At 42.3% G+C, this 12075-nt stretch carries 15 protein-coding genes; 6 read left to right on the top strand and 9 right to left on the bottom strand.

Annotated elements, in window-relative coordinates; genetic code table 11:
• Positions 1-66: 66 nt before the first annotated feature.
• Positions 67-300, bottom strand: a complete 234-nt coding sequence (locus J0X13_RS04100) for a hypothetical protein (protein ID WP_207070178.1) — start codon at positions 298-300, stop codon at positions 67-69.
• A gap of 122 nt (positions 301-422) precedes the next feature.
• Here J0X13_RS04100 and J0X13_RS04095 point away from each other — a divergent pair, with 122 nt between their 5' ends.
• The 5 genes from J0X13_RS04095 (at position 423) to J0X13_RS04075 (ending at position 3800) form a co-directional block, all read left to right on the top strand.
• On the top strand, positions 423-983 hold the full coding sequence (locus J0X13_RS04095; protein ID WP_207070177.1) for a helix-turn-helix domain-containing protein: 561 nt from the start codon (positions 423-425) through the stop codon (positions 981-983).
• 212 nt (positions 984-1195) lie between these two features.
• On the top strand, positions 1196-1534 hold the full coding sequence (locus J0X13_RS04090; RefSeq protein WP_207070176.1) for a cupin domain-containing protein: 339 nt from the start codon (positions 1196-1198) through the stop codon (positions 1532-1534).
• A gap of 47 nt (positions 1535-1581) precedes the next feature.
• A complete protein-coding gene (locus J0X13_RS04085) occupies positions 1582-2454 on the top strand; it encodes an SPFH domain-containing protein (RefSeq protein ID WP_207070175.1) in 873 nt (290 codons plus the stop codon).
• Between the two features lie 13 nt (positions 2455-2467).
• Positions 2468-3130, top strand: a complete 663-nt coding sequence (locus J0X13_RS04080) for a PIG-L deacetylase family protein (RefSeq protein ID WP_207070174.1) — start codon at positions 2468-2470, stop codon at positions 3128-3130.
• A gap of 181 nt (positions 3131-3311) precedes the next feature.
• Positions 3312-3800 carry a glycosyltransferase family protein gene (locus tag J0X13_RS04075; protein WP_207070173.1) on the top strand — a complete coding sequence of 163 codons (489 nt, stop codon included), beginning with the start codon at positions 3312-3314 and terminating at the stop codon, positions 3798-3800.
• A gap of 73 nt (positions 3801-3873) precedes the next feature.
• Here J0X13_RS04075 and J0X13_RS04070 read toward each other — a convergent pair whose 3' ends face one another.
• Positions 3874-4398, bottom strand: coding sequence for a cupin domain-containing protein (locus J0X13_RS04070; RefSeq protein ID WP_207070172.1), 525 nt, complete (start codon positions 4396-4398; stop codon positions 3874-3876).
• Between the two features lie 680 nt (positions 4399-5078).
• Between J0X13_RS04070 and J0X13_RS04065 the strand changes: the two genes are divergently transcribed.
• Positions 5079-6074, top strand: coding sequence for an IS110 family RNA-guided transposase (locus J0X13_RS04065; RefSeq protein ID WP_207070171.1), 996 nt, complete (start codon positions 5079-5081; stop codon positions 6072-6074).
• Between the two features lie 198 nt (positions 6075-6272).
• Here J0X13_RS04065 and J0X13_RS04060 read toward each other — a convergent pair whose 3' ends face one another.
• The 7 genes from J0X13_RS04060 to J0X13_RS04030 form a co-directional block, all read right to left on the bottom strand.
• Positions 6273-6728 (bottom strand): DUF6730 family protein, encoded by a 456-nt coding sequence (locus J0X13_RS04060; RefSeq protein ID WP_207070170.1) that lies wholly within the window; start codon positions 6726-6728, stop codon positions 6273-6275.
• Positions 6729-6738: 10 nt separating this feature from the next.
• On the bottom strand, positions 6739-7599 hold the full coding sequence (locus J0X13_RS04055; RefSeq protein ID WP_242535610.1) for a relaxase/mobilization nuclease domain-containing protein: 861 nt from the start codon (positions 7597-7599) through the stop codon (positions 6739-6741).
• Positions 7600-7604: 5 nt separating this feature from the next.
• Positions 7605-7901 (bottom strand): mobilization protein MbpA, encoded by a 297-nt coding sequence (gene mbpA / locus J0X13_RS04050; protein ID WP_207070168.1) that lies wholly within the window; start codon positions 7899-7901, stop codon positions 7605-7607.
• 45 nt (positions 7902-7946) lie between these two features.
• Positions 7947-8849 (bottom strand): DUF8464 domain-containing protein, encoded by a 903-nt coding sequence (locus tag J0X13_RS04045; protein ID WP_207070167.1) that lies wholly within the window; start codon positions 8847-8849, stop codon positions 7947-7949.
• Positions 8850-9054: 205 nt separating this feature from the next.
• On the bottom strand, positions 9055-10260 hold the full coding sequence (locus J0X13_RS04040) for a primase-helicase family protein (protein ID WP_207070166.1): 1206 nt from the start codon (positions 10258-10260) through the stop codon (positions 9055-9057).
• Positions 10261-10331: 71 nt separating this feature from the next.
• Entirely contained in the window at positions 10332-10601 is a 270-nt protein-coding gene (locus tag J0X13_RS04035; protein ID WP_207070165.1) for a helix-turn-helix domain-containing protein, read from the bottom strand.
• 445 nt (positions 10602-11046) lie between these two features.
• Positions 11047-11514 carry a hypothetical protein gene (locus tag J0X13_RS04030; RefSeq protein ID WP_207070164.1) on the bottom strand — a complete coding sequence of 156 codons (468 nt, stop codon included), beginning with the start codon at positions 11512-11514 and terminating at the stop codon, positions 11047-11049.
• Positions 11515-12075: the final 561 nt, after the last annotated feature.

Below are 12075 nucleotides of genomic sequence, written 5' to 3'. Positions count from 1 at the left end.
TTAACAGTGTTTTGATTACATTTTCTATAAATAGCAAACATAGCTTGCGTTTATATCCTTAATGGTTTACATCATACTGCCTCCCTTTTCGAAAACCCGCAGCTGTGCTTTAAGAAATTTGCAATACTCCTCAAATTCATTTTCTGATATTCCTTTGTTTTCATAGTTTAAAAAGAGTGGTGTTTCCATTAAATTGTCGTATATTTCAGGGAACTCCATTTGAAAGGAAAGGGTCAGATCAAAAATCTCTTGCAACAGTTGATTATCTTTTCTTTCGTAATGTACAATCTTACTTTTCATATCATTAAAAGGTAAGTATATATCCCATCCTGGTGTTTATATAATTTCCAAAAAGAGTTGTATAAATCACCTATCAACGACCATTTCGCTTCGCTTGCTCAAGAACAACTAATTCAAGAACAATGTTCCTTTATATAAAATACATGGTTAGCTTGCGTTGCAAGATGGTGGTCAAGGAAGAACTCAAAAAGCTAGGGCTCCATTATGTCAATGTAGATTTAGGAACCATAGAGATTTTGGGAGACATCACTAATTTTCAAAGAAACGCTTTACGTAAGAACCTTAAGAGATATGGTCTAGAACTTCTGGATGACAAAAGGAAGATCATCATCGAAAAAATTAAGTCCGTTATTACAGAAATGGTCCATTATTCGGATGAACTGCCCAAGATGAACTACTCCGATTACATTAGCGAAAAATTAGGCTATGACTACACCTATTTGGCAAATACCTTTTCCGAGGTGAAGGGAATTACCATTCAGCAGTTCATCATTTTGCACAAAATAGAAAGAATAAAGGAACTGTTGCTATATGATGAACTGAACCTTACAGAAATATCCTATTTACTGCATTACAGTAGTGTTTCCCATTTATCAAACCAGTTTAAAAAAATTACGGGACTAACGCCTTCGTATTATAAAAAACTAAAAAAGAAGCGCCTTAAAAACCTGGAGGATCTGTGATTGCTCTAGAAAGGTAAAATTACCATTTCAATCTTTTCGGTATGTAACAAAGAGATTATTTCTCCAACTCTTGACCCCACGATAAATGTGGGAAAACTGCAACTATTCCTCTTTCCCGTGTAATACATTATCCTTGAGGATTCTGCACCTTTATGCTGGTTGAATGGAGGGAATAAAAGCCCCACTTCCTTCCTTCTCATAAAATCTTAGCTATGGAAAATGTAGATGTCGAAAAATCAAAAGTCTTCATAATTGTCGAAATCATTGAATACGTTCCCAATGCAGTGGTCATAAAGACCATCTTAAAAAAGACTACTGGTAATGTTACAGCAGTCTCATTTGATTCAGGCGAAAACCTAACAGAAAAAATATCGCCTTTCGATACTTTCATCCAAATCATCGAGGGCCGGGCCGAAATCTTGATCGATGGCAATTCACAGACCTTGGAAACCGGACAGGCCATTATCATCCCTGCACATTCCAAAAACACCATTAAGGCCAATGAGCGCTTTAAAATGATCTCTACCATTATTAAAAGTGGTTATGAGTAACATCATTTTATAAAAGTTTCCCATCAACAATATTTAAATCGTGTGATATGCATCCCTACCTCCTGGTTATTATTCCTGTACTGATTGCTCTATTAATAGGGGTTAAAATCGTTCGCCCCACACAAAGGGGTTTGATTGAAAGATTGGGGAAATATTCCAGTTTTGCCGGTCCTGGTTTTCATTGGATTATCCCGATCGTTGACCGAATATTCATCGTCAACGTTACGGAACAAATGGTGGACGCGCAGCCCCAAGAGATCATCACCAATGACAACCTTAATGCCAGTGTGGATGCCCAAGTATATTTTAGGGTCAAGGATAACGAAGAGAGTGTAAAGGGATCCATTTACAATGTAAACGATTACAGGTATCAAATCGTAAATCTTGCCCGTACAACGCTTAGGAACATCATTGGTACATTGACCTTGAAATCGGCCAATAGTGAACGGGGCAAGATCAACGCGGAGCTGTACAAAACGCTCCATACGGAAACCATGGGTTGGGGCATTGAAATAGTAAGGACCGAGTTAAAGGAAATTGACCCGCCCAAGGATGTGCAGGAAACCATGAACAAAGTGGTAAAGGCCGAAAACGAAAAAATTGCGGCCATAGATTCCGCCACTGCGGCAGAAACAGTCGCCGATGGAATAAAAAGGGCGAAAATAAAAGAAGCCGAAGGGTACAAAAGAACGAAGATACTCCACGCCGAGGGTGAGGCCGAAGCCATAAAGCTGGTAAACGAAGCTGCCGATAAATTTTTTATAGGGAACGCACAAATCCTCAGAAAACTTCAGGCCGTGGAAACATCCTTACAAACGAATACCAAAATAGTGGTGCCCGCGGGCAGTGAACTGGTGAACATTATCGGGGAAATGGCCGGTGCAGTGCTTCCGGTTGCCAAAAAATCTAAAATGGAATAAACCCAAAAACGCTATGAAAACCATCAAAACCAAGGAGAAAAAAAACATCTTGGTCATTGTTGCACACCCCGATGATGAAACCTTGTGGTGCGGTGGCACCCTACTTATGTATCCAGAGCATCATTGGTTCATTGCCTGTTTATGCCGGAAAAATGACCCTGATCGTGGCCCAAAATTTAAAAAAGTGCTTGCCATTTATAAAGCTGAGGGCCGCATGGGCAATCTGGACGATAGTGCGGAACAAAGACCGCTCAGCAAAAAAGTGGTGAAAAAGGCCATTGAAAAACTGCTTCCCAAGCAGAATTTTCACCTTGTACTAACGCACAGTCCCACTGGTGAATATACGAGGCATCTACGTCATGAAGAAATAGGCAGGGCGGTAATCGAGTTATGGAGCGAGCAAAAGATTTCCACCGATGAACTGTGGACCTTTGCTTTTGAGGATGGCTACAAAAAATACTATCCCCAAGCGATTAAAACTGCAAATATCCATCAAACGCTTCCAAAATCCATTTGGAAGGAAAAATACCGGATAATTACTGAAGTATACGAATTTGAAAAAACAGGGTTCGAAGCGAAAACAACACCAAGGGAAGAAGCCTTTTGGATATTCGATGACCGTATAGATGCCCAAAAATGGTTGGAACACGAGGGAATTCAACAACAACCCACTTAAGATTTAAAACATGAAAGTTCTGGTCCTTTACGATTATCCTCCCTCTCCCGGTGGTCTTGCGACCCAGGGAGATCTGCTTTATCGTGGCCTATTAGAACTTGGTGTGGACGCACATGCGGTCCATTTTGAATCAGCACAGGAGTAAGAATGGTATTACCGGTGGTTCGAGCCGGATGTAGTCGTGGGCATTGGGTATTGGGGCCATACCCCACATTTGGTCCTGCACCCTCAGCGCTATGGAAATGTGCCCATCCCTTGGTTGGTTGCCGATGGCTATATTGCCAACTACCAAGAAGTCCTGAACGAACTGCCGCTGATCTTGGTAACCTCCAACTGGTTCAAGGAAATGTATGTAAGGGATGGCATCAAGGCATCAACTATCGAAGTGCTCCCTGTTGGGTGTGACACCACATCTTTTAACCCTTTTGACAAGGGCGACCCTAAAATTGTGGCGGTACGGGAGTCATTGGGCATACCCCCGGAACAATTAATGATCTTGACCGTTGGCGGCGATGCCGCTTCAAAAGGAGCCCAAGAGGTCATGCAAGCTCTGGCGATAATTGACGGAAAAGCTCCGAATTGGAAGTACGTCTGTAAAGTATGGCCCCAACCCAGAACCAAGGCCCAAAACCTCTTAGTATCTAATAAGTTCTATCGATCTGATTTATAAATGTGGAATCCCTGGAAACAGGGGTTTTTCATTTGATGTGTCCAGTAATGAACCCTGATATCGTACAAGAAAGTTAAAGGGACAATTCTCTTTCAAAATACACCTCTTCCTTCTCGTCCGGAGAATCCTTAACATAGCAATAGTATATTTTATTGAGAAATGCCCGGACAATTAAAGCCTTTTTTGGGTTCTTCCTAGAATAGACCGTTTGTCCTGCTTTATACAGTTTGTTTACAGTGGACTTTTTATTCAGTCGTAAACATTTCAGGGTTAAATTTAAGTCTATGAATATCATTTTGAATTTATTTGTTGCAACAATCAAATAATCCGTAAATTTTGGGATAACCACGGTGTCTCCCAATTTCAAGAGGGTCGTTTCGTCGTCCATGGTTATTTTGGCCTTACCTTCTATGATCTCAAAAAATATAGATTTTGTAGACCCCTTACCCTCCAGTTCCATTCCCATATCAAAAGACAATGCCTTGATCTCTCCTGTTTTTTTCTTGAGCACAGAGATTGTGGATATGGCGTTGGGGGCATAGGTCATTTTTTCTGTAATGTCGTTGGAAATCATCTTTGAAAATTGTGTGTTGATCATGGTATGGAATGTTAAAATTAAAAGGAACAATTATAGCCTGAAAACCACCATGGTCTTCTTTATTTTTTGCTGGACGAAAATCATAAACCAACTTTATTGTACTCTTACGTACACGGAATGTTGATATCAAAATCAAGCAGGAGGGTTCCTTATGAAGTTACATATATTATCTGGATATCTTTCCTTTTTCAGGAAAATTCATAATTGTTAATTTCTCGATAGAAAAGTCGAAAACAACTTACGTAAGTTTGGATGGCCATTATGGGACTACAATAGACTTACCACATCTGACCAGTCATTACAAAAAGAACATGTTCAATCTAAGTGAATGGGGACAGACAATGGTAACTATCTTTATTTTAAGTATAATCAAAGCTGAGCTTTTATACGTAGAATAATATGCGTCCCAAATCCTTTAGATTAGATTTCCATTTAAGAACCGTCATTGTTGATTCCTAATAGTTGGTCATCGCACTAAATCTTTGTCCTTTATTTTATGGATAACTTTGGTAGTAATCAAAAAGAGAATGGGGTGAACTCGGCCCAAATCAGGGTTTATGGCCCATGGTAAGTATTAGTCCCCATTCTCTCTTAACCCGGTTACAAGGACCATATAGAATTTTAGGAACCTCCTGTTAAAGGTTTTAGTCAACGTAACCATTTTAAAACATCATAAAGTTATGGAAATCAAAGAGACCATCGGCATCGATGTCAGCAAATTGACATTGGATGCCCACATCCACTCCAACAGGCAAAGTACTGTCTTTGAGAACTCGGAAAAAGGGTTTGCCAAACTTGTCAAATGGGCTTACGCCAACAGCCCGCACTCCAAAGAACATATACTGTTCATCTTTGAGCACACGGGACTGTACTCGGAAAAGCTCTCGGAGCACCTTTCCAAGGAAGGGATACCTTATTCCATACTGTCCGGGCTTGAGATCAAGAGATCGCTCGGGATAGTCCGTGGAAAGGATGACAGGATAGATGCTGCCAGAATTGCACTTTATGGGTACAGGCTCAGGGACGAGGTCACATTGTCAAAGTCCCCCTCAAGGACCATCAGGACATTGAAAAAACTGCTCTCCCTAAGGGAAAGGCTCATAAGGCAACGGGCGGGCTACAAGGCAAGTGTCAAGGAACAGAAAAAGGTACTTGGACGAAAGGACTTCAAACTGTTGTTCAAGGTCCAGGAAAAGATGATAAGGGAGCTGACCGTACATATCGATGCCCTGGATCTCGAAATGGAGGCCAATATCAAATCGGACAGTGAACTTGACCGCATCTTCTCCCTCTTGCTGAGCATCAAGTGCATCGGGAAACAGGCGGCCATGCTCCTGTTGGTGTACACCGAGGGGTTCACCAAGTTTAAGAGTGCCAGACAGTTCGCGGCATATTGTGGGATAGCACCTTACCCGCACCAATCGGGCAGCAGCATCAGGGGAAAGTCCAGGGTGAGCCAGATGGCCAACAAGAGCATCAAGAGCCTGTTGAATATGTGTGCACTGTCATCGATAAGGCACGATGCGAAAATAAAAGGCTATTATGAACAAAGGGTCGCGTCCGGAAAGAACAAGATGAGCACTGTGAACATCGTCCGCAACAAGCTCGTCTCACGGGCATTCGCCGTCGTTCATCGGGGAACACCGTATGTCAATGTGTACAAACACGCCTCCTAACTATTATTTTTTCCTTCAATATCGCCCCCCGCAAATGGACGGGGTGTATTGATAGGGAAAAATAATGCCCAAAAATTATCCAATTTAATTTGGAAAGTCCATAGAATACTTACCATGAACTTCGCGCAAGGGTCCCGTCCTATTTTTGTAGCGGTTCGGAAAGAATAGCGTGTAGCAAAAATAGGATAGGGCGCTGTCCTACTTTTTGTTATTATCTTCCAGCCATTTTTGATAGAGTTCCTTTGCCTCTGGGCTATCGTCAAGGAATGTCCCGTAGTGTTCAATGGCATCATCCTGACCTTTGATGAATGCTGCCTCTTCTTTCTTGGAAATCCTTGATACCTGATAGATTGAAAAACCAAGGACCAACAGGACCGTGACCAACAACCCCCAAGTAAGTTTTATGGCCCAACTGGGCAAAAGAACGGACCGCTCTACTTTATGAAGAATCCTTTCCATCAGTCTTTGTTGTTCCTTAATGTTGTTATTTTGGTTGTTGCCATACTCTTTTAGAAGAGCATTTAATTCGCTGGTATCTGGCCTTAATGGAAAGTTTTTGAAATCCTCATGAACCTTTTCCAATCGGCCGATACTCTTTTCAAATCCGTTGATCTCCTCTGTCAACAGTTCCGCTATTTCATCCAGTTTTGCCATGATGTTGTGTTTAGATTCCTATTCCACTGTCCCTGACCACTTTTATGGCCAATTTTATGGTTTTCTTTATGATGGTCTGGGTCAAACTCGTTGTTACATTGACTGTCCTGCCCAAAAGCTGCATGCTCCTTTCCTTGGCAATCCGCTGTGCCATATTTCTTTCAAAGTTCATTTGACGGGCGATCCTGCCCATGGACATGGACCGGTGCACCTCGCTTCCTTTTAGGTTGGTTCCCTTGTACTCAAAACGGAAGCCCTGCAATTGGTTCTGCTTATTGATGCTGGGAATGACCTTTACATTGTTCTGCTCCATCGATTTGATGTACTGGTCAAAGTCCCTTGGCCGTTCCCTGGCCATGACCTTTTCATGGATCTTTTGTATTTCAGAGCGGACATGTTGCATCCGGTAGAGTTTTTCCTGCTGTACCTCCCTTACCGTGGTCAGGTCCATTTGTTTGGCCACCCGCTCCGCTACTTGTTGGCTCCGCTTCCCGATAAAGCTGTCGTTATAGGCCTTGCCCTGAAAGTTTATCCGGTTCACATACAGGTGGACATGTACGTGTTCCTTATCCCTGTGTACAAAGGCCACAGCCTGTCGTTCCTTCAACCTCATTTCCTTAAGGAACCGTTCGGTCATTTCCTTGAGCCGTTCGCTTTCGAGTTTCCTGCCGTCCTCGATGGTGGGACTGAGCACAAAGCTGAGCGTGTTCTTACGGCACAGTTCGTTCTGTTCTTGGATGACCTTGAACTCCTCGGTGATCTCTCTTGGAGTCTCCCCCGCCAGATATTGACTGTGGATGATCTCCGATTCCTTCTCCTCGTTCATACCGTAGCTCATGGAAGCTGCGGTGTGCGATATGGATTTCCCCATGCCTATCATTTCTTGAAATTTAAAAGGTGTTGTCTTATCTCTTTGGCCAGCTGCGCCGTTTCCTCGGCCAACCTGGGGTTCCGCTTCCGGAACATATTGGTGATCAGCCTAAAATTTCGTTGGTATTTGACCAATAGCTTATACGCCTCTATCTGTTTGTCCGTCATCCGCTCCACGATCCGGTCATCGAAGGCGGCACGGCGGCAGTACTCGCTGATGGAAAGACCGCTTTTCCGGGCCTTTACCTTCAGCAGCTTCTTCTCGTAGACCGAGCAGCGGAACTGGACGAACTCTTTCTTCATTTTCACATCATCTTTTGCGACCTTCGGGAGCAAAAGCAAGATTTGTCATGACAATGACACATCTTGAATTCGTTGCCGAACTTCATCCTTAGCGCTTTTTACCTTCCATTCGTTGATATCCTTGAATCCTTCATAGAGAGAGGACATATCCCTACTGTTCGGGCACTTTTCCAATAAAAGTTCCGTCATCCCCATTCCCGTTTTGTCCCTATCAAGAAACAGCTCCACATTTTCATATTCCCCTACTTCTTTTATCATTCGTTTTGCAAAGGCCGTGGTGTTCAATACCAGAAGGTCATGGCTGTTTACGATATCCGGCTTCAGCTCCAATAGGGTGAGCATATCGAACATGCCCTCGGTAATGGTCAAGTTTTTGGAATCGTTCTTGATCAATGAAACATCCTTTGGTGATGTGGACCCTTTCCAATAGCTGTTCCGCAGTTCCCAGCCTCCAGACCTGTTCTGTAGCCCGATGCCGAAGTATGTCCGCTCACCTATTCGATAATGTATCTCCTTGCAAAGTTTTCTGGCTGTTGTGATCGAGATCTTTCTGGAGCTCAGATAGTTTTGCAGGGCCCGGTGTTCGATTTCCTCTTCCTGGATGGTTTCAATCGGATTGGACCGGTGTTCTGTTTTGGTTGGATTCGGCCGCCGGTGAAAAGAAAAATGGTCCATGTTCCCGGACAATCGTTCCAATGCCTCCCTTACGGAACAGTTCTCCATTTTCATCACCAGGTCTATGGTACTGCCCCCTTCGAAGGTCCCGAAGTCTATCCAATAGTTTCTCTTCAATGATACCTTGAAAGAGGCTTGGGTCTCGCTCCGGAACGGGCTGAGGAACCAAGCTTCTTTTTCCGTTTTCCGGACTGGAAAGTGCCCCAAATTGGCAAGCGTGGAAACGATGTCAATGTTGCGGGCTTTTTCGCAGTCCATTCTTTTTTCTTTCATGGTTCTGTTTTTAGTCGATTTTTGATGATTTGATGACAAACCTCTGGGAGACCCTGTAAATACTGGTTGTTTACCCGTCATCATTTTGTCATCGTTTCATCACTTTTGTTTTTTTCTTCATGGTACCTGTCATCATTTTTTATTTTGATGACAGAATGATGACAAAGTGATGACAGCCTGAACCTTTATAAACACTGGGCTTATATCAATCTGTCATCAAATCATCAAAATTTTGGGCCAAAAAATTCTTTTTTATGGTAAAGTACCTTCCCTTGGCGTCCTCGGTGTTGATCTCACCGTTGTTCCAAATGGTGATTTTTAGGTACTTGTTTGAATTGGGCTGGTTGTCCAGTTTCCAATCATTTTTCAGCAACCGCCTCAATTGGGTCAGGTCAGTCTTGACCCGCGTGCGGTTGAGCATGTGAAGGGCATCAATGGGACAAAGGTCCACCGAGTCCATCTCGAACTTTTCCATGGCACTGAGCAGTAGGCTGGCCAGTTCCTTCTCCACCCGGTTCCGATTATTGTTCACCAGTTTCTTTAGCGCAGTTGTGTATACCTGTTTAGCAGTGAACCACATCCGTGTTCTTTGCTTGGTGCTGTATTCCCTTTTTGAAAGGAAATGCAAAAAAGCGGGAACTTCTTGGGCCAATTGATCCAAGAAATCAGTGTCCTCTTTCTTAAGCGATGGAATCTTCCTCACCCAGAACCGGGTCTCATGGGTATCGATCTTGATAAAACTGTCCTCGTTGTTACTGCAGAGGATGAACTTGCCAAAGAATTCCACTTCTCGTTTGTCCTTTCCCTTGGCCTCCAGTTTGTTCCGATTTGTCGTGCTCAAATATTTGATGCGCTCGGTAAGCTCCTCTTTGTTGAACAGTACCTCGTCAACGCATATCAGCAGCTTGTTGGCCCAGTCCGCATTGAACTGGCTTGCAAAGCTGTCATTGGTCAGGTACGTCAGGTTGTTCCCAAAGATTTCCTTGAGCCATTTGAGAAAAGTACTCTTTCCTGTGTTCCTTTCGGTGGAGACCAGGCAGAGGATGGGGAGCACCTGCACCGGTCTTTGGTACAGAAGTTTTAGATAGTCCAGCCCCAATTCCAGCTGGTTTCCGAAAATATGCTTCAAAAAAGCCTGTGTCTTTTTAATGCTTCCCTCTTTCGGTTCGTGCGCCAAAGGGGAATAGGTATTGTAGAAACCATGGTGTTCCTTCTTGAAATCGACATGGCAGGGAATACAGGCGAACCCATCATATTTGGGCACCGTGCCCAGATAGTCCTTGCCATGGTCCTGCTTGATGATATGCTCGTTCCAAGGGACCAGCTGCTCATTGAAATGTCCTGAAATGGTAGGGTACTTTACGATTTTATAGAAAGACGTGCCCACCCTAATATATGGAATGGTTTTCATATTGGTCGTTTTTGAAATTTTGTGATTCTAGCCACTTTTGGTGAATCGACAAATTTTAATGATGAATCAGACTAGAGCATTTTGTCTCCAATCGTATCGTTTTCAGGTAAAGGCTTTCGTTCGTTTTGGAGCAGCCAACGCACCAAATTTTTTCTTTCGAAGAAAATAAGTTTTCCATTGGGCTTGGAGTGCGGGATTTGCCCCGCAGCAGTAAGCTTGTACAGATAACTTCTTGATATGCCTGTGTAATCACAGGTCTCATCAAAGGTCAGTACTTCTTTATTGGCTATCATAAGTCGTTCCAAACGGTCGAGCCGTTCGAGTATCAAAAAATTGTCCATTTTGTTTCTTTTAACGATTAGAAATGAACAAAAGCGCTTTTGTTTTCCTTTGAAGAATTCTTTGGATAAAGATAAAAGAGGTCGGAGGGAAAGTAAGGTTTATAGATTGAATTTTATCCACAAAAAATTGATGTGCAAACACTTACATCATATCAGTTCATATCAAACCAAATGAAAAATGGCAAATAAAATTTTGTTCTAAATCAAATCAAATGACATCAATCGAATTTTCTTAGAATACAAGGATATTGAGTTATCAACAATTGAAATAAACAGATATAAAATTTTGGGCACCAATAAACGATTGATTATTGGATGAAAACATTCAGGTAGCTCTGGAATACTGTCTCGAAAAGGGTTAGCTTTTTAAACCTGTTCACTTTACTTCAAAAAAAAGCACCCCGTTTATGAGGTGCTTTTATGTATTTACAAGTAGGAGAATTGACTAGTTTCCTTCGCTCAAAGAAAAACTGCCATCACCACTAAAAGATTCTACTGTAATCGTTACGGTCCATATTCCGGAAGTGCCTGCGTCGGTTACTCCAGAGAAAGAATCGGGCTCAATCGCACCGTTCAATGATCTATTCAACACGATATTTCCATCTGCATCTGTTACCACCATATTGAAGGTACCTTCCGTGGTCGCAGTGATATCGGCATTATAATCCGCTGTACTGAGGTTGTTGTTCCAGCTGAATATACGGGTGGTAGAACCACCGTTGCCGGTAAAACTTGCATTGATGTCACCATTGAAATCCGACCGGTCACCAACGGTAAAGTCGGAAGGGCTTGTTCTTAATGTTGTTCCATTGACCGTTACACTCGCAAAAGGGTCATCATCTTTGCTACAGGCAATGACGGTAAGGACCATTACTCCGGCTATTAAGGATTTAAATAGATTTGAGGTTTTCATACTTTACTATTGATCAATTAAGAATTGTTGTTTGATAGTTTCCATAGGTTAAACAATCATACTTACGAATTCCCTACCCTGATGATATAAAATCAACTGTTTTTGTTGTGAATCGTGCCCTAATAGTTGTGAAGTCATTTTTTTTAGAATTCGGATATCTGTACAATAACGGTTAGGATTGGTTGGCAAAAGTTACTATGGCCGGGAATCTGGTTGATAAAAGGAAAAGAAGATTAAAGGTATCTTATGGGTATATAACTTTTTCAAATTACTCTGAAATATGTGAAAAAACATCGAAATAGTCCAATTTGCAACAAATAATCAAAAAACAAATTTGACCTGAGTTTACGTGCAAATTGCGTGCAAATAAAAAAAGCTTCAAAAGTTAAAAACTCTTGAAGCCCTATAAATCCTAGTGGAGAATACCGGATTCGAACCGGTGGCCGCTTGCCTGCCAGGAAAGTATGGTTAATTAAATGGAAATGTCATTGAGCGATTTTCATATCTTAGTTAAATAGATGGTCTCTTTAAAATTTTGATTGCGTTACCTGGCATTGTTCA

Source organism: [Muricauda] lutisoli (nom. illeg.) (assembly GCF_017313105.1).
Lineage (GTDB): Bacteria > Bacteroidota > Bacteroidia > Flavobacteriales > Flavobacteriaceae > Flagellimonas > Flagellimonas lutisoli.
This window is presented reverse-complemented; position numbering and strand designations above follow the sequence as displayed.

Bases quoted from the DNA above. Each gene is read 5' to 3' on its own strand.
- J0X13_RS04065 (WP_207070171.1), top strand. From the start codon at position 5,079: ATGGAAATCAAAGAGACCATCGGCATCGATGTCAGCAAATTGACATTG.
- J0X13_RS04080 (WP_207070174.1), top strand. From the start codon at position 2,468: ATGAAAACCATCAAAACCAAGGAGAAAAAAAACATCTTGGTCATTGTT.
- J0X13_RS04055 (WP_242535610.1), bottom strand. From the start codon at position 7,599: ATGGGGAAATCCATATCGCACACCGCAGCTTCCATGAGCTACGGTATG.
- J0X13_RS04030 (WP_207070164.1), bottom strand. From the start codon at position 11,514: ATGAAAACCTCAAATCTATTTAAATCCTTAATAGCCGGAGTAATGGTC.
- J0X13_RS04095 (WP_207070177.1), top strand. From the start codon at position 423: ATGTTCCTTTATATAAAATACATGGTTAGCTTGCGTTGCAAGATGGTG.
- J0X13_RS04085 (WP_207070175.1), top strand. From the start codon at position 1,582: ATGCATCCCTACCTCCTGGTTATTATTCCTGTACTGATTGCTCTATTA.
- J0X13_RS04040 (WP_207070166.1), bottom strand. From the start codon at position 10,260: ATGAAAACCATTCCATATATTAGGGTGGGCACGTCTTTCTATAAAATC.
- J0X13_RS04035 (WP_207070165.1), bottom strand. From the start codon at position 10,601: ATGGACAATTTTTTGATACTCGAACGGCTCGACCGTTTGGAACGACTT.
- J0X13_RS04100 (WP_207070178.1), bottom strand. From the start codon at position 300: ATGAAAAGTAAGATTGTACATTACGAAAGAAAAGATAATCAACTGTTG.
- J0X13_RS04070 (WP_207070172.1), bottom strand. From the start codon at position 4,398: ATGATCAACACACAATTTTCAAAGATGATTTCCAACGACATTACAGAA.
- J0X13_RS04060 (WP_207070170.1), bottom strand. From the start codon at position 6,728: ATGGCAAAACTGGATGAAATAGCGGAACTGTTGACAGAGGAGATCAAC.
- mbpA (WP_207070168.1), bottom strand. From the start codon at position 7,901: ATGAAGAAAGAGTTCGTCCAGTTCCGCTGCTCGGTCTACGAGAAGAAG.
- J0X13_RS04090 (WP_207070176.1), top strand. From the start codon at position 1,196: ATGGAAAATGTAGATGTCGAAAAATCAAAAGTCTTCATAATTGTCGAA.
- J0X13_RS04045 (WP_207070167.1), bottom strand. From the start codon at position 8,849: ATGAAAGAAAAAAGAATGGACTGCGAAAAAGCCCGCAACATTGACATC.